The following is a 22,728-nucleotide window of genomic DNA, read 5'->3' as shown; positions in this document are numbered from 1 at the left end:
TGGAGCATCCCGATGACCCACAAAAACACCATCTGCCTCTGGTTCGACGGCACTGCATTGGAGGCTGCCAACTTCTACGCCCGCACATTCCCGGACAGCACGGTAGAGGCTGTCCATAAAGCCCCGGGCGATTACCCTGCGGGCAAGCAGGGTGATGTCCTGACCGTGGAGTTCACCGTCATGGGCATTGCGTGCCTGGGCCTCAATGGCGGGCCAGGTATCCAGCACAACCAGGCGTTTTCCTTCCAGGTGGCCACCGACGACCAGGCCGAAACGGATCGCCTGTGGCAAGCGATTGTCGGCAACGGCGGAGAGGAGGTTGCCTGTGGCTGGTGTCGGGACAAGTGGGGGCTGTCCTGGCAAATCACCCCGCGCGTGCTGACGGCGGCGATCACCCATCCCGATCCTGCAGCGGCCAAGCGCGCATTCGAGGCGATGATGGGCATGGTGAAAATCGACATCGCGGCCATCGAGGCGGCGCTCAAAGGGTGATGAAATCCTGATATAACGTCGATCCTCAACACGCAACAACGGCAACGGAATGCATATGAAATTGACGCCCCAGAGGCTGGTCGAGCTGGTGATGGCCAACCCCATCAATGCGCAAATGATCGAGCGCTTGCCAGCCCTTGGCCTGGAGCAATGCCTGCTGACCGCCGGCTGCCTGTTCCAGGCTGTATGGAATCATCAGGCCGGATTGACCGCCGACTGGGGAGTGAAGGATTACGACGTGTTCTATTTCGACACGGATGTGTCCTGGGAAGCCGAGAATGAAGTCATTGCGCGCGCCGCCGAGCTTTTCCACGACCTGGGCGTGAATATTGAAGTGAAAAACCAGGCGCGTGTTCACCTGTGGTACCCGCAGCGATTCGGCATGCCTTACCCCCAGTTGCGCTCAGCCAAGGCCGGGGTGGATCGCTACCTGGTGGCGGGTACTTGTATCGCCTTGGCAGCAGACACTGGCGAAATCTATGCGCCCTACGGCCTGGCCGATACCGAACAGGGAATTCTGCGGCTCAACCCCATCACCCCGCAGCCAGGACTGTTCGAACATAAAGCCAGGAGCTATCAGGCTCGTTGGCCATGGCTCAGGATTGAACACACCTCGACCGGGCACTAGGCGCTGGTTTGCCAGCGCTTACTGTACGTGGCTACCCCTACGATAGTGATAATCCAAAGGCTTTAACTCGGGTCTTTGCGCGACATGGGCAGGTGATTTTGCTGTTCCGCCTGCGGCCATGATGCCACAATGCCATTTTGTCGCAGCATTGGATCAGGCAAATCAAATGAATGGCCTTGGGCGTGGGCAGGACCAGGATTTTTTCATCGAAGAGCAGGTGCGTACTGATCGCCTGCATCAGCTGTTTCGCCAATCCTTCTCTGCGGTTTTTGGCAGTTATCTGGCCGCGGGCATGCTGTGCTGGCTGTGCTGGGACCGGCTTGATCCCCGGCTGATGATCGGTTGGCTGGTATTGCTGGCAGGCTCGTCGCTCCTGCGTTTGTCGATGTTTCTCCAGTATTTTCGCAGCCCCCGTAGCGAGCGCACACCGCAACGCTGGGAGCGTCATTATTGGATCACCCTGGTGCTGTCGGCCGGTATCTGGGGCATAGGGGCCTTTGCCGTGATGCCCGCCGATGATCGGTTGACCCAGGCGCTGGTCATGCTCTTTGCCGTGGGCATGTCGGTCAGCGCGGTGTCGTGCTACTCGGCCTACCGCTACATGACTATGGTGTCCATGGCGCTGGTGTTGTTGCCGTGTACCCTGTGGTTGCTGTTTCAACCGTCCAAGATGCAGCTGGGCATGGCGATCGCCGTGCTGGTGTTCTCATCATTTGTGGTGGGCGCCTCGCGTAAATTGTCCGAGGCGCTGGAGACGGCCTTTCGCCTGACCCGTGAAATAGAGCGTGCCCACAGTATTTCAACGCGCGCGGCGCAGACCGACGAACTCACCGGGCTGATGAACCGCCGGGCATTCTTCGATAAAGCCCAGGTGCTGTATGACCAATGCACACGCACCCATCAGCCGCTGTGTGCGCTGATGCTGGATATGGATCACTTCAAGGCCATCAACGACACCTACGGCCACCAGGCCGGGGACCGGGTATTACGGCAGATTGGCCAGGTGATCAGCGCCTCCTTTCGCCAGGCGGATATCCACGGCCGCCTGGGGGGCGAGGAGTTCGCGGTGTTGTTGCCCGATACGACCCTTGAAGTGGCGCGCGACATCGGCGAGCAACTGATCCGCGCCATTGCCGGCTTAAGCATCGACCCGGTGCACGGCTTGAGTGCGAGCCTGGGAGTGGCCTCGACCCATGCCGTGGGTGACGACTTGCAGCACTTGATGAACACCGCCGACAAAGCCCTGTACCGCGCCAAGGCCATGGGGCGCAACCAGGTGGCGGTCGCGTCCTAGCAACCAGCCTTTTGTAGGAGCGAGTTTGCTCGCGAAGAGCGTTAACGATAACGCGTGCTGACGGGATAGGCGCGGTGCTCTTGCGTTTTTCGCGAGCCCGATCGCTCCTGCAAGTCAGTCTTTGCCCATGGCCTTGGCCAGCACCCGTGAGACCTGGTCGGCGGAGTAGGGCTTGGCGAGGAACTCGAAGCCGGCATAGCCGCACTTGGCCAACTCCTCGCTGTAGCCCGAGGTCAGGATCACGGGCAGCTCGGGTCGTCGCCGGCGCAACTCCCTGGCCAGCGCCACGCCGCCCATGCCCGGCATTACCACGTCGGAAAACACCCCGTCGAACGCCCGTGCATCCGGGCCGATCATCTCCAGCGCTTCTTCGGCATGGGTGGCCCAGACCGTCTGGTAACCCAGGTCTTGCAGGATCTGGTTGGCGAAGCGGCCCACTTCCAGGTTGTCCTCCACGATCAGGATGCGCCGCCGCACGGCGTCCGGGTCCAGTTCGAGCGGGGCCTGGACGGTGCAGTCCAGGAGCTCCTCGGGCTCCACCTGTGGCAGGTACAAGGTAAACACCGTGCCCTGGCCGAGCACGCTGGCGACATCGACGTTGCCCCCCGATTGCTTGGCGAACCCGAACACCTGCGACAGGCCAAGCCCAGTGCCTTTGCCGACCTCCTTGGTGGTGAAGAACGGCTCGAAGATACGTTCAAAGGTCGCCTTGGCAATCCCGCTGCCCGTGTCCGCCAGGGAGATCGCCACGAAGGGTTTGCCTGAACCACCGTGCCCGCGTATGCACGGCAGCGGCTGGTCTCTTTCAAGGCGCAGCACCAGCGTGCCCTGGCCGTCCATCGCATCCCGGGCGTTGAGGGCAATGTTGATCAAGGCGGTTTCAAACTGGCTGGAATCCGCGCAGACGTGACAGGCCCGTTCAGGCAATTCGACGCTGACATGAATCCGCGCGCCAGTAACTGTCTCCAACATGTCGCCGATGTTCTGCACGCGCTGGCCCACGTTGAACACTTGCGGGTTCAGCGGTTGGCGCCGGGCGAAGGCGAGCAATTGGCTGGTCAGTTTACTGGCGCGTTCTACGGTATCGGACACGGCACTCATGTAGCGCTGGCGGCGTTCTTCGGGCAGGTTGGGCATGCGCAGGAAATCGACCGACGAGCGGATGATGGTCAGCAGGTTATTGAAGTCGTGGGCCACGCCACCGGTCAACTGGCCAATGGCTTCGAGCTTCTGGGACTGGCGCAACGCCGCTTCCGTCTGGTTGAGCAAGGTGGTGCGTTCCATGACCCGTTGCTCCAGGGTCGCATTCAAATCGGCCAGCGCCGACAGGCCTTCGCGCACGATGGCATCGGCGCGTACTCGTTCGATATGGGCCCAGGAGCGTTCTGTGACTTCACCCAGCAGCGCCAGGTCGTAGGACGACCAGCGGCGCGGGACGCGGTCGTGAATGGCCATGAGCGCGGTCAAGCGCCCGGACTTGATCAGCGGCATGCAAATCGTCGCCGTCACGCCAATGGCCTGGAAGGTCGCGGCGTCCTCGGGCGTCAGTTCCGTCAGGTTGTCATTGATGATCAGCGGCTCGCCGGCCTGCAGGCGCTTGACCGCCAATTGGCCGAAGTCGGCCAGGCGATAGTGCCCGACGATGCTGGGCGAACCTTCTGCGGCCCAGTTGCCGCGAATGGTAAAGCCGTCTTCATCGGCTTCCATGTCGGCATAGGCACAGTTGGACAGGTTCAGGTGGGTCGCCAGCACCCGTGTGGTGGCCGCCATGATCGCCGCCGGATCGGTGGCATTGGCCACACCGTTGCCGATCGCATCCAGCACGGCGAGGCGGCGGGCCATGAACACGGCGTTGGTGGTCTCGGTGACGGTATCGAGCATGCCCACGACCTTGCCATGAGGATCGCGGATCGGGCTGTAGCAAAAGGTGAAATAGGCCTGTTCCGGCGCATCACCACGCTCGATGATCAGCGCAAAGTCTTCGATAAACGTGGCCCGGCCTTCGAATGCAGCGTCGGCGATGGGGCTGATCTGGCTCCAGGCTTCCTGCCAGATAGCACTGAAGGGCTGGCCCAGGGTTTCGGACTTGTTGCCGAGGATCGGCAGGAACGCATCGTTATATAAGGTGATCAGCTCAGGCCCCCAGACCACCGCCTGGGGGAAATGCGAAGCAAGACTCAACGAAACGGTGGTCTTGAGTACATCCGGCCATTGATCGATTGGCCCCAGAGGGGTGTTGGCCCAGTCATGGCGGCGAACCCGTTCGGCCATTTCACCGCAATCTTGCAGCCAGTCTGTCATTTGCTGATTACCCTGTTTGTCGCACTTTGCTGTATTTCATCGCAATGCCAAGCAACAGACCCGGACAGCGCGGGCCAGTTCAGCACTATTGCGTGCCTAATAGCGCCGTCCAGTAGATGCCTGCATCGCTCTTGGGATCCAGCCCATAGGCGGCGCCCAATTCGCGAAACTGTGGGTTCATCAGGTTGGCACAGTGACCGGGGCTGGCGAGCCAGCCATCGACCACTTTGCGCGGCGTATCCAGGCCGGCTGCAATGTTTTCACCGATCTGTTGGGCCACATAGCCCGCCAGTTCCGCACGGTCCCCGGGTGTGCGGCCGTCGCGGTCCAGATGGTCGAAGAAGTTGTTGTTGGCCATGTTGCGCGCATGGCTGTCGGCGGCGCCTGCCAACTGAGCGTTCCAGGCCAGCGGTGTAGTCGCGGCGAAGGTCTGCGTGCCACATTGGCGAGGTTGGTTGCGGGCGGCATTGACCATCTCCAGCAACTGCTGGCCGGCAGTCTCGGAGCTGGCCAGGCCGCGACTCAACAGCGGACGGGCGAGGACAATGCGCCAGTCCTGGCCACTGTTGCTGACGCCAATATCGACGAATTGCGGGTCCAGCACCACCCGGCAGAAACTCTCACGCACCGCTTTCATTGCCGATTGCGAGTCGCGAGGACCGGTCAGGCTGATCGCCTGCACATTGACCATGGGGTAGGCCACTTGGGCCAGGGCTTGCTGCAAGTCGCCAACATTGTTGACCGGCAACACCAGGCGCGGGTCGACCGCCAGCGGCGGCAATTCCTGGGAACCCTGGTCGCCGCAGCGCTGCACCTGGCTGCGGTATTGGTTGATCGAGTCGATCAATTGACTCTCTTCGCTCGCCGACGCCGTGGCGCAAAACACCAGACTGGCGGCCAGCGTCGTAACACCTATCATCAATGACAGAACGCGCATGGACGTTTCCCTTGAGCATGAAAGTGCCCATGATGCGCGATGAAGGGGCGCAGATGCACCCCTTGGGCAACATTTTGCCCTCAGTTCTTGAATGCCGAGTGCTTGCGGCCCTGGTCACACAGGGCAAACACCACCACCAACACCGAGGCGATGGCGAGGATGATCACTACGCCGTCCGTCGAGTGGGTGGTCGAGGCGGCCACCATCGACAGGGCCCCCAGCGGCGCCAGGCCCCCGGCGATGGCCGTACCGATCTCACGCCCGGTGCCGAAGCCCGAAGAACGGGTCTGGGTCGGGAACTGGCGGCTGAGGAACGAGCCCTGTGGGGCGAACATCATCGGCGCGAGGATCCCGGTGCCGATCCCGATGGCCAGGTAGATCATCAGGCTTTCACCGGTGTTCAACAGCGCCAGGAACGGGTAGGCGAACAGCAGCGACAACACACCGCCGAGTACCAGCACCGACTTGCTGCTCCACTTGTCACACAGCCAGCCGAAGCACGGCACAGCGACAATGGCCACCAGGCTTGCGATGGTCACCGACAACGAAGTGACATGTACGTCGACACCCTTGAACTGCGTCAGGTAGGCCAGGGAGAAGGTCTTGAAGATGTAGCTCAGGGCGTTGTAGCCAATTGCCACGAAAAACACCACCGCCAGGCCCTTGAGGTCATTCTTGAACAGGGCCTTGAGCGGTGAGACCTTGGCTTTGGCAGGCTCTTTGCTCAACTCCTTGAACTCCGGGGTTTCCGGGATGCTGTTACGCACCCACAGGCCCACACCCACCAGGGCGATGCTGCAGATAAACGGGATGCGCCAGCCGCCTGCCAGGAGGAACTCATTGCCATTGATGGTCAGCAGGTACACGGTCAGCGACGACAACAACAGGCCCAGGTTCAACCCCAGTGCCGGCCAGGCACCCTGGCTGCCACGCTTGCCTTCTGACGCATGCTCGTAGGACGTGACCGCCGCGCCGGACAACTCGGCGCCGGCGCCCAGGCCCTGGATGATGCGGACAAATACCAGAATGATCGGCGCCCAGATGCCAATCGAGGCATAGCTGGGGATCAGGCCGATCAGCGTGGTGCACACGCCCATCATGCAGAAGGTCAACACCAGCACATGTTTACGGCCGAACTTGTCGCCCAGGTAGCCGAATAGAATGCCGCCGAAGGGGCGGGCGATAAAGCCGATGGCGAAGGTGGAGAAGGCCATCAGGGTCGCGGTCTTCGGGTCACTGTTATCAAAGAAAATCTTCGAAAACACAATCGCCGCCATGGTCGCGTAGAGGTAGAAGTCATACCACTCCAGCATCGAACCGAAGATGGTGGCGGCAGCGACCTTGCGCAGGCGTTTCTTGGTTTGTGCCGGGGTTTCCACCGTGGCGGGGTTGTGGGCTTTTGCCGTCATGCTGTACTTCCTTCTCAGTCATTATATTTATTAGGGTGTTGCAAACGCGGGCGAGACAGCTCCCACAGAGGATTTGTGTCAGGGCTTTCAGTTGGCCTTGAACATGCGGTCGGCGATCATTTCGCCAATCGGAATGGCAGAGGTGGCCGCCGGTGACGGCGCGTTACACACATGCAACATGCGTGGCGTCTGGGCGAACAGGAAGTCATGTACCAAGGTGCCGTCGCGCATCACCGCCTGGGCGCGGATCCCGGCCTCGTAGGGCAGCAGGTCGTCGATCTCCAGGGATGGGCAATACTTGCGGCATTGCTCCAGGTAGCCGGACTTGAACAACGAATTCTTCATTTCCACGCTGCCGGAGCCGAGGTTCTGCCAGATGGTTTTCCAGAACCCGGGGAAACGCGCGTACTCGGCCACATCCTTCCAGTTGACGGAAAACTTCTTGTAGTTCTCCCGGCCCAGGCCCAGTACGGCATTGGGGCCAACGGTGACGCTGCCATCGATCATGCGGGTGAGGTGTACCCCCAGAAACGGCAGTTCAGGGTCAGGGATCGGGTAGATCAAATGGTTGACGATGTTGTTTTTCGACGCCGGCAAGCGGAAGTACTCGCCACGGAACGGGATGATCTGGTGATCGATATCGATTCCGGCCAGGGTCGCCAGGCGATCCGACTGCAGGCCGGCACACACCACCAGGTGCCGCGCCTGCCAGGCGCCGTCGTGGGTGCTGACGGTGACTTTGTCGGTGTCTTCGCTAATCGCGGTCACGGTTTTTTCCAGGCAGATCTCGCCACCATTGCGGCGAATCACCGCGGCCATGGTTTCGCAGACCTGGCGGTAGTCGACGATCCCGGTGGCGTCGAGGAACAGCCCACCCAGGCCGACGATATTCGGCTCGCGGGCGCGCAGTTGATCCGCGTCCAGGCGCTCGACGTTCATCCCGTTGAGTTGCGAGCGTGCATAGAGCGCTTCCATGCGCTGCACTTCCAGGGCCGTGGAGGCCACCAGCAATTTGCCGCACACCTCGAACTTGATCCCGTGTTCGCGGCAGAATTGTTTGGTGGCCTCGGCGCCGCGCTTGCACAAGTCGGCCTTGAGGCTGCCGGGTGCGTAGTAGATGCCGGCATGGATCACGCCGCTGTTATGGCCGGTCTGGTGCTTGGCCAGCACCGGTTCCTTTTCCAGGATCACCAGTGACGCGTTGGGCTGGCGCTTGAGCAGCTCCATCGCGGTGGCTAGGCCGACAATGCCGCCGCCGATGATGCAAAAGTCATAAATCATGTGTGGGGCTACCTAAATCAATACATTTCAGTCTGCTTATCAGGTTGTCAGACTAATGTTTTTGTTAAAAAAACGACGCGCCCGCAGGTACGCTTCATCGGTATCGGGTCGATCAGTGGGTCGCGGGCAGTTCCAGTTGCAGGCGTTTGGCGGCAGCGCGCAAATGCGCTTCGGCGGCAGCGGCGGCGCCTTGGGGATCTGCGTCGAGGATTGCCTGGTACAGCGCCTGGTGTTCCTCGGTGGCATCCGCCGAGCCGCTGGCAAAGCGCGAGGCTGAGTTCTCCCAGGCGGTCTTGCGCGCGCTGGCCAACTGGTTGCGCAAAAAGTCGTGGAAGGCCACGAAGTATTCGTTTTTGCTGGCGTCGGCGATGGCTCGGTGAAACTCCACGTCGGCGAGGGCGGCGGCTGCAAAGTCTGCGCGCTTGTCGTGCATTTCCTGCAGGGCGCGTTTCATGCGCTGCAGGTCGCCCGCGTCGCGGCGTTGGGCGGCAATGGAGGCTGCCTGGGTTTCGATCCATAGGCGCACTTCAAACATTTGCGCGAGGTCAGGACGTCGGCCGTTCTTTTCCGGAAAGCGGAACACCGTGCCGGCCGGGGTCTGCGAAATGAACGAGCCCAGGCCACGCCGGGCGGTGAGTACGCCATCGGCCTTGAGCTGGGCAATCGCCTCGCGCACCACCGAGCGGCTGACATTCAACTGTTCAGCCAGTTGCTGTTCGGTAGGCAGGCGCGACTCGGGCGCCAGTTGTCCGGAGTCAATCTCGGCCCGTATGGCGCTGACAACACGCACGACGAGGGAATCTGGACGCTGGAGCTCAAGCATGACGAAACCTAGGTGATCAGGTTGTCAGACAATAGCCGTTACGATTTTCCCTTGTCAAGGCGCCGTGCTGGCCTGCAGCGTTTTTACCCGGCGCGCGAAGGCCAGCAGCAGTGCCAGCGCAACCAGCCCCGAGGCCACCCAAAAGGTCATGCGCAACCCGTGGCCCACGGCGATGGGGAGGGCGGAGTGGATATCGCCTGTGCTCCAGGCAAACACCGCGCCCAACGCCCACGCGCCGATGATCAAGCCCAGATTGCGCGACAGGTTCAGCCAGCCGGCAATCACCCCGCGTCGATCCGCCGATACATGACTCATCACTGCGGTGTTGTTGGCCGCCTGGAATTGCGCGTAGCCCAGGGTGAGGATGACCAATGCGCCGATATAACCTGTGATGCCCAGGGGCATCAACGCCAGCACCAGGCAGCCTGCCAGCATGCACAACAGGCCACCAAGCGTCGTGGCATAGCTGCCGCAGCGGTCAGTCAGGCGCCCGGCCGGCATGCCCGCCAGCGCCGCGATACACGGGCCGACGGCCATCGTCAGGCCCATTTGCGCGGGATCGAGTCCCAGGCCATGGCTCAGGTAGAACGGCCCGGCGACCAGGGTGGTCATCATCACGGCCGCCACCAGCGTACTCATGCCCAGCCCGGCGCCCAGGGCCCGATCATGCAGTGCCGCGAAAACACTGGAACGCCCCGCGGCTGATGTCTGTGGATTGCTGTCGGCCAGTGTGCGGTGTACCAGCACCCACGCCAGGGCGGCCAACGGCAACATGATCAGAAACAGCGCGCGCCAGCCAGATGCCGCGATCAGCGCGCCACCGATGGCCGGCCCCAGGCCGGTGCCCACCGCCGACAGCGTCCCCAGCAAACCCATGACGCGGCCTGTCTGCGCCTTGGGCACGGTGGCCGCGACCAGCGCCATGGTCATTGCCAGCATGATCGCCGCGCCAAACCCTTGCAGCGCCCGCGCCGCGACCAGCATACCGAGGGAGGGCGCGGCACTGCACAGGACGCAAGCCACGGCGAAGAGCATCACCCCCGTCAGCAACAGGCGGCGGTGTCCGAGCCGATCCCCCAGGCGCCCGACGCTCACCAGTACCGCAGTAATCGCCAGCAAATAACTCAGCACCACCCACTGCACCGCTGCAAAAGGTGCAGCAAAGGTCTCGGCCATCTGGGGCAGGCCGACATTGGCAATACTGGTGCCCAGTGAAGCCAGCAACATGCACAACGACAAGCCGGCGAGCGCGCCGCGTGGGGTAGGGGACGTCATGGGCATTTCTCGTTCTGCTCCGTGGTTGTTGCCCGCACTCTACGGCCTCGCCTAACATGGCGGTAGACGCAGTAGTTGCACTCTATATGTGCGTCAAACGCCTGATGAGGATCATCCTGTGTCGCTGCCTGACTTCAACCTGTTGGTCACCCTGGACGTGCTGCTGGCCGAAGGCAGTGTCGCCCGTGCCGCTCAACGCCTGGGCCTGAGCCCGTCGGCCATGAGCCGCGCGCTGGCCCGCTTGCGGGAAACCACCGGCGACCCCTTACTGGTGCGTGCAGGCCGGGGACTGGTACCGACCCCACGCGCCCTGGAGTTGCGCGAGCAGGTCAGCCAACTGGTGCAGGATGCCCAAGTGCTGCTGCGTCCACATCAGGCACTGGACCTCAAGGGCCTGGTGCGCACCTTCGTGCTGCGCACCAGCGAAGGTTTTGTCGAAAGTTTCGGCCCTGCGCTGATCGCCCGTGTCGCCGAAGAAGCACCCGGCGTGCGCCTGCATTTCGTCCATAAATCCGGCCACGATGGCACGCCGCTGCGCGACAGCGGTGTGGATCTGGAAACCGGTGTGGTCGATAGCACGGCCAACCCAGAAGTGCTGACCCAATTGCTGTTTCGCGACCGTTTTATCGGTGTGGTCCGCGCCGGCCACCCACTGAGCCAAGGCCCTATCACCACCGCGCGCTACGCCGCCGGCCGGCATGTCTACGTGTCCCGGCGCGGGCGCGAGCGCGGGCAGATTGACGATGCGCTTGAGGCCTTGCACCTGACGCGAGACGTGGCGACCATCGTCACCGGCTTCTCTACGGCCGTGGCCTTGGCACAAAGGAGCGACCTGATCGCCAGCGTTCCCGAGCGCTATACCAGCGGCCTGCGCGATGGCCTGTGCAGTTTTGCCCTGCCGGTTGAGGTGCCACCGTTCAGCGTGGCAATGCTCTGGCATCCACGCCTGGATGCCGACCTCGCGCATCGTTGGTTGCGCGGTTGTTTGCGCCAGGTCTGTGGCGCAGAACAGGTACAATCCCCACCGCCTTGATACGAAATACCAGGAAACAGGAATTCGATGTTCACCCTTACCCATTACGCCGCCCCATGCCCCGAGCCGGTCAATAGCCAGATCCTGCAGATGGTGGTCGACTACCTGACCGATATCAGCATGGTCGCCATCCCGCCGAGCAACCTGCTGTACAACGTCTACCAGTATGCAATCGGCTACGAAGTGCACCTGTACCTGGAGGCGCTGGGTGGGTCCAAGGGCATTGCGGTCGAGCTGATTGTGGCGACGGATGAGCAGGCCCCGGCCAAGGTCATCGGCTTCTTGCTGTACCTGCCGGTCAAGGACGATCCCGAGGCTTGCGGCGTGGCCTACATGGCCGTGCATGCCAGCCACCGCCGGCAGGGCGTGGCACGGGCAATGATGGATGAGATGCTCAGCCGTTACCCCCATGGCGAATTGACCTGCGCCGTGGAAAAAGTCCCGGCGTTCGAGGCCATGGGCTTTCAGGTGCGTGGTGTGCGTGGCACCCAAGTGTTGATGAATACACGTGACTACAGCACCGATGGCCTGATGGGCGTATTGGATGTGGCGTCGATCTATAGCTCGCTGGAAGTGCGGCAGATCCACACTTACCTGCTACAGAAGCACGGCAAGCGCGCGATGATTGACGCCGAGAAACAGCGTGACCGGCATTTCGACCAGATGAGCCGCAAGGCCCAACTGTTTGTGCAGTCCCGGCAGGCGTAGCTGCCTGTTCTTTGAGTACTAGGCGGACGCAGTTGCGTCAGGCGCTGGTTTCGATGGCAACAAACAGAGTGCATCCGGATCCATAGGAACTGTTTTTGTTTCTCGGCCACTAGTGATTACTAGCCCGTACACGCTGCAACAGAGATGCAGCCGAGGCTGGTAAAACTATTGCCAATGGAGAAAAACATGTCTTCGATTTCCGCCAATACCCCAGGAATACTTGCTCCTACCATCGATACCTCACAGAACAAACCCACTGCGTTCGATGCACGGCTGGAGACGTTGGATAATGTTGAAAAACACAAATTAGAAAACGAGCAATCGGCGAACAATAACGAGAGTCAAGGCTCTGACAAAGAACAAAAGTTCACATTTAAAACGCCGGGTGGCGGCACTTATACTTGGTAAGCCATGTATGTGACGCCTGTCACCGGTTTGCCCGGTGACAGGCCTAGTTTTCTCGAAACAAGTCATGGGCATCCAGCAATCGATACGCAATTTCCGGCCGTCTCTCCAGCCCTTTGCGAATCGCCGCCGGAATCGACTGCCGGGTCTTGCGACACAGCCCCGGCAGTTCATCGATCACGATCTGGATCCCGCGCATGCTTTTGACTTCGGTATGCCCTGGGGCGATGTGTACGCCGATGCCCAATTGCTGGTGCATCAGGTGTTGCATACGTTCCAGGTCTGCCAGGCTTTGCAGGTTCTCCAGGCGGTCGAGCAGTTTCTTTTCTTCCTGGCGGGTCAGTTGCAGGATGCGCTGGTCGGTGCCAGGCACATCCAGCAGTTGTTCGCGCGCGCAGTCACACACGGTAGGTGGGCAGGGTTGGCGAATTGTCATGATCACTCCCTCCCCACGCGGGTGCTGACGGCTTAGTAGGTCAATTGCACGCCCAGGCTGCCCAGGGCGTTCCAGTACTCAGGATAGGTCTTGCCCACGCAGTCGGGGTCCTGAATCCGGATGCCCGAGACTTTCAGGCCTGCCAGCGCAAAGCACATGGCGATGCGGTGGTCGGCATGGGTGTCGATCAGCGCGGTGCAGGCCGTGCCCGCCAACGCGGGGTCGCTGGCCACCAGCAAGTCATCACCGATAATGGTCGCCAGCCCCGGGCGGATTTCGTTGAGGCCGTCATGCAAGGCCTGGACGCGGTCGCATTCCTTGACCCGCAGGTTGGCCAGTTCGGTGAAGCGCACCGGGGTGTTGTTGAACGCTGCCAGCACCGCCAGCGTCGGGATGGCGTCTTGCATCTGCGAGCCGACGACCGTGGCTGGCATCTGCGGGAATTGGGCGATCACCGCCTGGGCCTTGGCATCGGGCTGGGTGAAGTCCTGTGCCGCAACACCGAGGTCAATGCTGCCGCCAGTGAGCACTTCGGCCGCCCACAAGTAGGTGGCCGCGGAGGCGTCGGGTTCGATCAGGTAATCATTGGCGATGTAGCCGGTAGGGGCCACGCGCCAGGTGCTTTCGTTGACCACTTCCACCTGGGCGCCAAACGCGCGCATGCAGTCCAGGGTCAGGTCGACGTAACCACGGGCGCCGATGTCTTTGCCGGTCAACGCCACTTCGATCGGTGCTTCGCCACAGGCGGCAAGCATCAACAGCGCCGAGACGTATTGGCTGGACAGGCCGCCATCGATTTCGAAGCGCTTGGCCTGGACGCGGCCAGTGCCATGCACGGTCACGGGTGGGCAGCCGGTGGGGCTTTCAACCTGGATGCCGTTCTGGTTCAGGGTCGCCAGCAGCGGGCCGATCGGGCGCTTGCGCATGTACTCGTCACCGTCCAGTACCACGGTGCCTTCCACGGTCGCCACGGCGGCCGTGAGAAAACGCATCGCGGTGCCGGCGTTGCCGAGGAACAGCGGTTGTGCCGGCAACTGCAGCTGGCCATGGCCGGTAACGACGAAGGTCACATCATCCGGCTCATCAATGGTCACGCCCATCTGGCGCAAGGCCACGGACATATGCCGGGTGTCATCGCTTTTCAGCGCTCCGCTCAGGCGGCTGGTGCCCTTGGCCAGGGCTGCCAGCAGCAGGGCGCGGTTGGTAATGGATTTGGAGCCGGGAGGCGCTACCTTGCCGTGCAATGGAAAGTTGGGCGGTGTCACGGTCACGGTTTTCTGCGAACTCAAGGTACAAGGCTCCTGATTCAAGGCGCGGTGGCTGGGAGTGGCCGGCTGGCGGAGACGAATAATCGACCATCTGGCGGGGCAGGGTCAAATCATGCCGTGGGTTTAACCGCGTTGGGTCAACCAATAGGCATGCAGGGCCCTGGCCGCCGGTTCGATGCGGGCCACCTGTTGTTGATGGGCTGCGACATCCAGGTCCGCCGGCAATTCGAAATTGTCCTGCTCGGCACACCAGGAAATGGCTTCCAACTGGGCGGCGTGCTCGGCCGGCAGGGCTGGCCATTGGCTGATCGCCGCGCCACGGATATAGCCAAAGCACCATTCCTCGGCGAGGGTCAGCGGCAGGTCCTGATGTTCGGTGTGTTCAAAGCGTGCCTGGAAACCCTGGGCATCGCTGGCCAACTGCTGGGCAATGTTATTCATATGGCGTGTGCACAGGTCGATGAACTTCTCCAGTTCTGCCTTGCTTTCCCAGGCTGGGATCTGGTCACCCCAGATGGCCGGGAACCAGATGGCGACGTCCATCGCAGCCGGGCCGGACACCAGGGCGGTGAAGTAGCCATCGAGTTCGGCCAGGTTCAACACCGAGTTGTCGTCGCCATACTTGAGCAGAATGTCTTCGATGAACTCGAAATCGGCAGGGGCGAGGGCTTGGTCGTGCATGAACATATCCTTTGAGCGTCAAGCGCCGCAGATAAGGCGGCGTAAAGCGCGGAGGATGGCGCGAGTCGGCGTTTAAATCCAGTGCTAGATCACCTTCACCGCACGACCAATCGCCTGGATCGGCCCGGTGGGCTTGCCAGTCGGCGAGCCGTTGGGGCCTTCCAGGGTCATCTCGAACAGTTGGTTGGGCGCCAGCGGCGGCAGTTTATCCAGGGGGATCGACAGGCTCTGCCCCGGCTTGACGAGCCCGAGGGAAACCGGGCCTTGCCAGTCATCACCCTTGGTCCAGAACTCCAATGCCTTGTCGGCCGGTATCTGCATCACGCCCAGTGGAATCAGTTGGATATGCTGATCGTTGCTGGCCTGGATCACCCAGCCCGGCGCCTGGCTCTGTGGCGCCATCAGCACCACGACATAGGCGGTGGGATTGACTGCGCCGGGGCGGCTCAGCAGCAGCGCAGCCAGGACCAGGCTGGCCAACAGGCCTGCACCGGCCAGGCCACGCCACAGGGCGAGCAGGTTCCACCACGGCACCGACGGTGCAGCGTCCACAGTGTGATGGCCCAGGCTGCGTTCGATGCGCCGCCATAGATTGGGCGACGGCGCCACTGGCTCGGCCAGTTCGGTCAGGGGCAGCAGGCGCTGTTCCCAGGCATCCACCGCCGCGCGCAACGGCGCATCGTGTTCCAGGCGTTGCTGCACGTGCAGGCGTTGCTCGGGCGCCAGGGTGCCCAGCACGTATTCGCTGGCCAGTTCGTCCAATTCGTCAGGTGTCATGCCATGCACTCACGCAATGCCGCAAGGCTGCGTTTGATCCAGGCTTTGACAGTCCCCAATGGGGTGCCCAGTTTCTGTGCGATTTCACTGTGGGACAGGCCGTCGACATACGCATGCAATAGGCAACTGCGACGCGACGGTTCCAGGTGTTCCAGGCACTGGTAAACCTTGCCGCTACGGGCGCGGTACTCGAAATGCTCGACACTGGGCTCTGCTACCAGTGTGTGTTCGTGCTCGTCACTGAGCGCAACTTCGCGACCGGTCTTGCGCATAAAGTTGAGCGCCCTATGCCGGGTCACGCTGTAGACCCAGCCACGGGCCGAACCCCGGCTCGGGTCGAAACCGCCGGCGCCGTTCCAGATATTGATAAAGGCGTCATGCACGATGTCCTCCGCCAGGGCTGTGTCCCGTGCGATACGCTTGGCCACGCCGAGCAGACGGGCGCAATCGTGTTCATACAACTGACGCAAGGCTTGCTGTTCGCCGCGGGCGCAGGCCAACAGGCAGGCTTCATAGTCAAAGAGAGGTTCGGGCAAGGCAGGGGCCGCCATTTCAGGGTCAAACCCCGGCCGTGAGTGGCCGGGGGCTATCGCAGCAGCTTAGACGACTTTGCTTTGCGGGCGGATCATTTGGCCACCCAGAAGATGTAGTCCGCCTGGTACTTCACCACTGCCTGCTTGCCTTTGTTGGCGGTGCTGCATTCGGCACTCGGTGCTACGCCGCCCTTGAGCGCCACGCGCTGGATAAAGCTGACACCGGTCATTGCACCCTGGCCCTCAGCCGGATTGGCCTTGACCAGTTGATAAGGCAGGTTGCCCGCGCTGGACGGCGCTACGGCCAACTGCGTGCCGGTGACTTTCGAACCATCCTTGGCCTGCCAGGTGGCGGGCGGGCCGAAGTAAGTACCCACCTGTTTGCCGCTACGGTCATTGAGCATGGCCTTGGGGCCGACGAAGACCCATTCGGTCTGGCCGGCAGCGTTGGCCTTGTCACGACATTCGTAGGTGATTTCGCCGACACCGGTGGTTTCCATGGTCACCTTGTGTCCGTCCGGCACCTTGATGCTGTCGGGCAGACTGGTCTGGGCAAAGGCCGCTGGTGCGGCGAGCAGCAGGCAGGTCAGGCAGAGCAGGGGTTTAGTGTTCATCGGTGTCTCTCCGTCAGGGTGAACAGCAGAGCAGCGCTGTGGCTACTCCCTGTACTACTCACGGTGTGGCGGATTGGATGCACGCCAGGACAAATAAATCTGCAAGACAAAAAGGAATAAAGTCAGATCGTATTGGTATAAGTCGTTATAAGAAAAATCGCTATGCTGCCGCCAGAATTTTATAAGGCCGCAGGTAGTTGTAATGGATGTGGGTAATTTTGGTTTCGTAGTGGCGGGCCTGATCGTTGGTTTTATCGTTGGCATGACCGGTGTGGGGGGCGGGTCGCTCATGACCCCGATCCTGTTATGGTTCGGCATCAACCCGGCCACGGCCGTGGGCACCGACCTGCTGTATGCGGCTATCACCAAGGCGGGCGGGGTGCTGGTGCATGGCAAGAACAAGAACATCGACTGGACCATCACCGGTTGGCTGACCCTGGGCAGCGTCCCGGCGGTGTTGCTGACGCTGTGGTTCCTCAAGAGCCTGCACACCGATCCCAGCGCGATGAACGAGGTGATCAAACAAGCCCTGGGCGTGGTGCTGTTGCTGACGGCCCTGGCGATCCTGTTCAAGAAAAAGCTCTTGGCCTTTGCCCAGCGCCATGCCGGCGACAGCTACCATATGAGCCCGCGCAACCTCAACGGGCTGACAGTATTCACCGGCGCGATCCTCGGCACCATGGTCGCCCTGACCTCCATCGGGGCCGGTGCCCTGGGCACCGTGGCGCTGTTTATCCTGTACCCGTTCCTGGCCACCAAACGCCTGGTGGGCACCGAAATCGCCCACGCCGTACCGCTGACCCTGGTTGCCGGCCTTGGGCACGCGAGCATGGGCAACATGGACTGGCATTTGCTGGGGTTCTTGCTGATGGGCTCGCTGCCGGGCATCTACGTCGGCAGCCATATGTCAGGCCGGGTGCCGGACGAACTGCTGCGCCCGTGCCTGGCGGTGATGCTGGGGTTGATTGGCTTCAAGCTGGCGTTTTGAGCCAAGCCGCACGCAGGGTGTCAGGTACCGAGCGTTATCGTTGACGATTATCGCTGGCAAGCCAGTTCCTACAAGGGCGTGTACTTTTGTAGGAGTCGGCTTGCCGGCGATGGCGTCCGCCAGGGCACCGCACATCATGCCTTGTGCGACTTATCCAACCACTCCACCGCCGTACGCCAGATACAAATCCCCAGGAAATACGCCGACATCAACAACCACAAACCCATGGTCAACGTGTTGGTGTACGGCTGGTCGATCACCAGCAACAGGCTGCACAGTAGCCAGACCGTGGTTACCGCAATGTTGATCGGCATAAAGCGCTTGACCCGGAATGGGTGCAGGAACTTCATCGGCGTCACCGTCAGCAGCGCCAGGCCGATCACCGTGGCCAGGGTGATCCAGGCGGGTGGATCGATGATGTAGACACACAGCGCCACCACGTTCCAGGCGGCGGGGAAGCCCTGGAAGTAGTTGTCCTTGCTCTTCATGTTGACGTTGCAGAAGCAGAACAGCGATGACACCAGGATCACCGAGACGGTGAACAGGTGGGTGAAGTCCGGCAGGTCGATATAGCGGTAGATAAACAGCGCCGGGATAAACACATACGTCAGGTAATCGATCACCAGGTCCAGCACCGAGCCGTCGAAGCTCGGCAGCACGGTCTGCACATTGACCCGTCGCGCTAGCGACCCATCCACGCCGTCCACGATCAACGCCAGGCCCAGCCACAGCAGGCAGGCCTTGGGTTGGTTCTCCAGCAGCGCCAGCGTCGCGAGGAAGGCCAGCACCACGCCGGTGGCGGTAAAACCATGGGCGCCCCAGGCTTTGAGTCTGGCTACATGCAGGGTCGATATCACAGGGGCGTTCTCCAAAAGGTGAAACAGGGCAGCCGACGGCGATTGAGCGTCGAATCTGGCCAAGGGATGCAGGTATCGACCGGAAAGGTGGGGATAAGGTTCACCACCACGGCGTTAGGTTTAGCGTAGCAAGCGTTGACACATTCGGCATCAACCCTGACGGAACACCAGGGCCTTCAAGCCGCTTTGCGGGTCGATATCGGGAAACTCCGGTGGGTTTTCCAGGCGCTGCTCAAAGCGCAGCGCTGGTGCTTCGCGGGTGACGCCCTCGATCAGGAAGTCTTCGCCCAGCGCTGGGTCGTTCATGCAGGCCAATACCGTGCCCTGGGGTGTCAGCAGGTCCGGCAGGCGCCGCAGCACACGCTGGTAATCCTTGGTCAGCAGAAAGCTGCCCTTTTGAAACGACGGCGGGTCGATGATCACTAGGTCATAGGGCCCGCTGCCCGTGACCTTGGCCCAGGACTTGAACAAGTCATGCCCCAAAAAGCTCACCTTGCCCAGGTCATGGCCATTGAGCCGATGATTGTCGCGGCCCCGGCTCAGGGCGCCACGGGCCATGTCGAGGTTGACCACATGTTCGGCCCCGCCCTCGATGGCGGCCACGGAAAACCCGCAGGTATAGGCAAACAGGTTCAGCACCCGCAGGTCGCGTGCGTGTTCGCGCACCCAGTTGCGGCCGTAGCGCATGTCGAGGAACAGCCCGCTGTTCTGCTTTTTGCCCAGGTCGATGCGATAGCGCAGGCCGCCTTCGGTGATGGTCAATTCCTCGACCATCTGCCCCCACAACCATTCGGTGGTGCTTTGCGGCAGGTAGCGATGTTGCAACGCCAGGGTGTGGGCGCCGGCCTGCTGCCATTCGTTGCTGGTGCAGAGGTCGCGCAGCAAGTGCTGCAAGGCATCCAGTTGCACCGCCTCGGGTTCCTTGAACAACGAGACCAGCACCACGCCTTGCAGCCAATCCACGGTCAGTTGTTCCAGACCCGGCCAGCAGCGGCCCCGGCCGTGGAACAGGCGACGGGTTTCTGCGGGTACGTCGCGCAGGGCGGCGAGCAGATGAGTGTGGAGCAGGGCGAGGGCGTCTGGGGTCATCGGGCAGTGTCGATCGTTGAGCGGGCGGCATTTTAAACACAATTGCGGTGTTTCAGGTGCCTGAAGCACAACGTGCTTTTAATCAGCTGCATTTGAGCATTTCGTGCTGCAAATCGCCCAGCAATCTACCCAGAACAGTCAAAAAATCCTTTTGGGCAAACATAAACTGGAAAAAACAGCTCGGAGGTGCCCATGAACGGTTTCGTAAAGACAGTCAATCACTCAGCCATTGACCAGCAGGAGCTCACCGAGTGGCGCGACGCCCTGCAATCCTTGGTGCGCCATGCGGGCCCTGAGCGCGCGCGGGAGATCCTCGATATGCTGGCCGACGCCGGCAACACCCCGGCCATCGGCTGGAAGCCGCGCCATGGCACGCCGTACATCAACAGTATCGACGTGGATCAGCAGCCACACTTTCCCGGCGACCTGGCCACCGAAGAGCGTCTGGCCTCACTGGTCCGCTGGAATGCCCTGGCCATGGTGGTGCGGGCCAACCAGGCCTATGGCGAACTGGGTGGCCATATCGCCAGCTATGCCAGCGCGGCGGACCTGTTTGAAGTGGGCTTCAACCATTTCTTCCGTGCGCGCCACAACAATGAGGGCGGCGACCTGGTGTTCTACCAGCCCCATTCCGCGCCCGGCATCTATGCGCGGGCGTTTCTTGAAGGCCGCTTGAGCGAGCAGGACCTGGCCCATTACCGCCAGGAACTGGGCGCCGTCAAGGCGGGTGCCCGTGGCCTGTCCAGCTACCCGCACCCGTGGTTGATGCCGGACTTCTGGCAGTTCCCCACCGGCTCCATGGGCATCGGCCCGATCAGCTCGATTTTCCAGGCGCGCTTTATGCGTTACCTGCACCATCGTGGCTTGCAAGACACCACCGACCGCCACGTGTGGGGCGTGTTCGGCGATGGCGAGATGGACGAGCCGGAAAGCATGTCGGCCCTGACCCTGGCCGCCCGCGAAGGCCTGGACAACCTGACCTGGGTGGTCAACTGCAACCTGCAACGCCTCGATGGCCCGGTGCGCGGCAATGGGCGGATTATCGATGAATTAGAGGCGCTGTTTGCCGGTGCCGGCTGGAACGTGATCAAGCTGGTCTGGGGTTCGGACTGGGACGCCTTGCTGGCCAAGGATGAAGACGGTGCGTTGGTGCGCACCTTGTCCCAGACCGTGGACGGGCAGTTCCAGACCTTTGCTGCCAAGGACGGTGCCTATAACCGTGAGCACTTCTTCGGCCAGAGTGAATCCCTGGCCAAGCTGGCGGCGGGCTTGAGCGATGAGCAGATCGACCGCCTCAAGCGCGGCGGCCACGACATGCTGAAAATCCATGCCGCCTACCACGCCGCGCGCCGGGTCAAGGGGCGCCCTACGGTGATCCTGGCCCAGACCAAGAAAGGCTTCGGCATGGGCCAGGCCGGGCAGGGCAAGATGACCACCCACCAGCAGAAAAAACTCGACCGCGAGGCGTTGATCGGCTTTCGTAACCGCTTCCAGTTGCCCTTGACCGACGAGCAGACCGAGTCCCTGAGTTTCTATAAACCCGCCGCCGACAGCATGGAGATGCGCTACCTGCACCAGCGTCGCGCCGCCCTCGGCGGCTATGTGCCCAGTCGCAGCCAGGGCGCCGAGCCGGTGCCCGTTCCGCCCGTGAGTGGCTACGCCGGTTTTGCCACCCAGGCCGAAGGCAAGGAAATGTCCACCACCATGGCCTTTGTGCGGATGCTCAGCAACCTGCTCAAAGACAAGGCCCTGGGCCCGCGGATCGTGCCGATTGTGGCCGACGAGGCGCGCACCTTTGGCATGGCCAACCTGTTCAAGCAGATCGGCATCTACTCCAGCGTCGGCCAGCGCTACGAGCCGGAAGATATCGGCTCGATCCTCAGCTATCGCGAAGCTACCGATGGGCAGATCCTTGAAGAAGGTATCAGCGAAGCCAGCGCCATCAGTTCCTGGGTCGCGGCGGCCACCAGTTACTCGGTACATGGTTTGCGCATGCTGCCGTTCTACATCTACTACTCGATGTTCGGCTTTCAGCGCGTGGGCGACCTGATCTGGGCCGCCGCCGACCAGCGCGCCCGGGGCTTCTTGCTCGGAGCCACGGCGGGCCGTACCACCCTGGGCGGTGAGGGGTTACAGCATCAAGACGGCAGCAGCCACCTGATGGCCGCGACCGTGCCCAACTGCCGCGCCTACGACCCGGCGTTCGCCGGCGAATTTGCGGTGATTCTCGACCACGGCATGCGCCAGATGCTTGAGCACGATGTGGACGAGTTCTACTACGTGACCCTGATGAATGAAAACTACCCGCAGCCGAGCCTGCCGGCGGGCGTCGAAGCAGCGATTATCAAGGGCATGTATCGCCTCGACGGCAGTGCCGGCGCCAAGGTGCGCCTGCTTGGCTCCGGCACGCTGGTGCGCGAGGCCCAGGCTGCCGCGCAGTTGCTGGCCGACGATTGGCAGGTCGACAGCGAGGTGTTCAGCGTGACCAGCTTCAGTGAACTGGCCCGCGAGGCGCGTGAGGTGGAGCGCTACAATCGCCTGCATCCGCTGCAAGCCCCACAGCGCAGCCACCTGGCAACCTGCCTGCCGCTAGGCGCGCCAGTGGTGGCGGTGTCGGACTATGTGCGCGCAGTGCCACAGATGATCGGTTCATACCTGGGGTCGAGCTACACCGTGCTGGGGACCGATGGCTTCGGGCGCAGCGACACCCGTGCGGCGTTACGCGACTTTTTTGAGGTGGACCGTCACCACATCGTCCTCGCTGCGCTGGCGGCCTTGGTGGAACAGGGCAGCCTGGAGGCGCAGGTGTGCCAGCAGGCGATTGAGCGCTATGGCCTGCACACCGAGCGCGCGGCGTCCTGGACCCACTGACCCTCAAGGTAAATGAGGAACAAATGTG

At 61.9% G+C, this 22,728-nt stretch carries 22 protein-coding genes; 8 read left to right on the top strand and 14 right to left on the bottom strand.

The window, feature by feature from the left end; genetic code table 11:
- Window positions 1-12: 12 nt before the first annotated feature.
- From BFQ03_RS00150 to BFQ03_RS00140, 3 genes are all read left to right on the top strand, one after another.
- The gene (locus BFQ03_RS00150) at window positions 13-492 is read left to right on the top strand and encodes a VOC family protein (RefSeq protein ID WP_065942275.1); all 480 of its coding nucleotides are present in this window, start codon (window positions 13-15) and stop codon (window positions 490-492) included.
- Between the two features lie 55 nt (window positions 493-547).
- Window positions 548-1,120, top strand: coding sequence for a nucleotidyltransferase family protein (locus BFQ03_RS00145; RefSeq protein WP_032860767.1), 573 nt, complete (start codon window positions 548-550; stop codon window positions 1,118-1,120).
- A 166-nt stretch (window positions 1,121-1,286) separates the two neighbouring features.
- Window positions 1,287-2,414: a GGDEF domain-containing protein gene (locus BFQ03_RS00140; protein WP_032860766.1), complete on the top strand. Its 1,128-nt coding sequence runs from the start codon at window positions 1,287-1,289 to the stop codon at window positions 2,412-2,414.
- Window positions 2,415-2,528: 114 nt separating this feature from the next.
- Here the strand turns inward: BFQ03_RS00140 and BFQ03_RS00135 are convergent, their stop codons facing one another.
- From BFQ03_RS00135 to BFQ03_RS00110, 6 genes are all read right to left on the bottom strand, one after another.
- On the bottom strand, window positions 2,529-4,715 hold the full coding sequence (locus BFQ03_RS00135) for a response regulator (protein ID WP_065942274.1): 2,187 nt from the start codon (window positions 4,713-4,715) through the stop codon (window positions 2,529-2,531).
- A gap of 85 nt (window positions 4,716-4,800) precedes the next feature.
- Window positions 4,801-5,652 carry a CAP domain-containing protein gene (locus BFQ03_RS00130; protein WP_032860764.1) on the bottom strand — a complete coding sequence of 284 codons (852 nt, stop codon included), beginning with the start codon at window positions 5,650-5,652 and terminating at the stop codon, window positions 4,801-4,803.
- Window positions 5,653-5,732: 80 nt separating this feature from the next.
- Window positions 5,733-7,061, bottom strand: a complete 1,329-nt coding sequence (locus BFQ03_RS00125; protein ID WP_032860763.1) for an MFS transporter — start codon at window positions 7,059-7,061, stop codon at window positions 5,733-5,735.
- Window positions 7,062-7,148: 87 nt separating this feature from the next.
- Window positions 7,149-8,342 carry an L-2-hydroxyglutarate oxidase gene (gene lhgO / locus BFQ03_RS00120; protein ID WP_032860762.1) on the bottom strand — a complete coding sequence of 398 codons (1,194 nt, stop codon included), beginning with the start codon at window positions 8,340-8,342 and terminating at the stop codon, window positions 7,149-7,151.
- A gap of 112 nt (window positions 8,343-8,454) precedes the next feature.
- A complete protein-coding gene (locus BFQ03_RS00115) occupies window positions 8,455-9,165 on the bottom strand; it encodes a FadR/GntR family transcriptional regulator (protein WP_032860761.1) in 711 nt (236 codons plus the stop codon).
- Between the two features lie 54 nt (window positions 9,166-9,219).
- Window positions 9,220-10,440, bottom strand: a complete 1,221-nt coding sequence (locus BFQ03_RS00110) for an MFS transporter (protein ID WP_032860760.1) — start codon at window positions 10,438-10,440, stop codon at window positions 9,220-9,222.
- A 124-nt stretch (window positions 10,441-10,564) separates the two neighbouring features.
- Here BFQ03_RS00110 and BFQ03_RS00105 point away from each other — a divergent pair, with 124 nt between their 5' ends.
- The 3 genes from BFQ03_RS00105 (at window position 10,565) to BFQ03_RS00095 (ending at window position 12,589) form a co-directional block, all read left to right on the top strand.
- Window positions 10,565-11,473, top strand: coding sequence for a LysR family transcriptional regulator (locus BFQ03_RS00105; RefSeq protein ID WP_082445615.1), 909 nt, complete (start codon window positions 10,565-10,567; stop codon window positions 11,471-11,473).
- 27 nt (window positions 11,474-11,500) lie between these two features.
- The gene (locus tag BFQ03_RS00100) at window positions 11,501-12,181 is read left to right on the top strand and encodes a GNAT family N-acetyltransferase (protein WP_065942273.1); all 681 of its coding nucleotides are present in this window, start codon (window positions 11,501-11,503) and stop codon (window positions 12,179-12,181) included.
- Between the two features lie 186 nt (window positions 12,182-12,367).
- Window positions 12,368-12,589: a hypothetical protein gene (locus tag BFQ03_RS00095; protein WP_032860755.1), complete on the top strand. Its 222-nt coding sequence runs from the start codon at window positions 12,368-12,370 to the stop codon at window positions 12,587-12,589.
- A 43-nt stretch (window positions 12,590-12,632) separates the two neighbouring features.
- Here the strand turns inward: BFQ03_RS00095 and BFQ03_RS00090 are convergent, their stop codons facing one another.
- The 6 genes from BFQ03_RS00090 to BFQ03_RS00065 form a co-directional block, all read right to left on the bottom strand.
- Entirely contained in the window at window positions 12,633-13,022 is a 390-nt protein-coding gene (locus tag BFQ03_RS00090) for a hypothetical protein (RefSeq protein ID WP_032860754.1), read from the bottom strand.
- A gap of 32 nt (window positions 13,023-13,054) precedes the next feature.
- A complete protein-coding gene (gene aroA / locus BFQ03_RS00085; RefSeq protein WP_032860753.1) occupies window positions 13,055-14,311 on the bottom strand; it encodes a 3-phosphoshikimate 1-carboxyvinyltransferase in 1,257 nt (418 codons plus the stop codon).
- A 102-nt stretch (window positions 14,312-14,413) separates the two neighbouring features.
- Window positions 14,414-14,971 carry a UPF0149 family protein gene (locus BFQ03_RS00080; protein WP_032860752.1) on the bottom strand — a complete coding sequence of 186 codons (558 nt, stop codon included), beginning with the start codon at window positions 14,969-14,971 and terminating at the stop codon, window positions 14,414-14,416.
- A gap of 84 nt (window positions 14,972-15,055) precedes the next feature.
- On the bottom strand, window positions 15,056-15,748 hold the full coding sequence (locus BFQ03_RS00075; RefSeq protein ID WP_032860751.1) for an anti-sigma factor: 693 nt from the start codon (window positions 15,746-15,748) through the stop codon (window positions 15,056-15,058).
- Window positions 15,745-16,284: a sigma-70 family RNA polymerase sigma factor gene (locus tag BFQ03_RS00070; RefSeq protein WP_065942290.1), complete on the bottom strand. Its 540-nt coding sequence runs from the start codon at window positions 16,282-16,284 to the stop codon at window positions 15,745-15,747. The genes BFQ03_RS00075 and BFQ03_RS00070 overlap by 4 nt, the downstream gene beginning before the upstream one ends.
- Window positions 16,285-16,373: 89 nt before the next feature.
- The gene (locus BFQ03_RS00065; RefSeq protein WP_065942272.1) at window positions 16,374-16,895 is read right to left on the bottom strand and encodes a DUF3455 domain-containing protein; all 522 of its coding nucleotides are present in this window, start codon (window positions 16,893-16,895) and stop codon (window positions 16,374-16,376) included.
- 202 nt (window positions 16,896-17,097) lie between these two features.
- Here BFQ03_RS00065 and BFQ03_RS00060 point away from each other — a divergent pair, with 202 nt between their 5' ends.
- Complete coding sequence (locus tag BFQ03_RS00060; protein ID WP_065942271.1) at window positions 17,098-17,883, top strand: sulfite exporter TauE/SafE family protein; 786 nt, start codon at window positions 17,098-17,100, stop codon at window positions 17,881-17,883.
- 134 nt (window positions 17,884-18,017) lie between these two features.
- Here BFQ03_RS00060 and pcsA read toward each other — a convergent pair whose 3' ends face one another.
- Window positions 18,018-18,740 (bottom strand): phosphatidylcholine synthase, encoded by a 723-nt coding sequence (pcsA, locus tag BFQ03_RS00055; protein ID WP_032860748.1) that lies wholly within the window; start codon window positions 18,738-18,740, stop codon window positions 18,018-18,020.
- A 150-nt stretch (window positions 18,741-18,890) separates the two neighbouring features.
- Window positions 18,891-19,829 (bottom strand): class I SAM-dependent methyltransferase, encoded by a 939-nt coding sequence (locus BFQ03_RS00050; protein WP_032860746.1) that lies wholly within the window; start codon window positions 19,827-19,829, stop codon window positions 18,891-18,893.
- A 192-nt stretch (window positions 19,830-20,021) separates the two neighbouring features.
- On the opposite strand from BFQ03_RS00050, the gene mdeB reads away from it, so the two are divergent.
- Window positions 20,022-22,700: an alpha-ketoglutarate dehydrogenase gene (gene mdeB / locus BFQ03_RS00045; protein WP_065942270.1), complete on the top strand. Its 2,679-nt coding sequence runs from the start codon at window positions 20,022-20,024 to the stop codon at window positions 22,698-22,700.
- The last annotated feature ends 28 nt before the right edge of the window (window positions 22,701-22,728 follow it).

This window comes from Pseudomonas sp. 25 R 14, assembly GCF_900004755.1.
GTDB lineage: Bacteria > Pseudomonadota > Gammaproteobacteria > Pseudomonadales > Pseudomonadaceae > Aquipseudomonas > Aquipseudomonas brenneri.
This window is presented reverse-complemented; position numbering and strand designations above follow the sequence as displayed.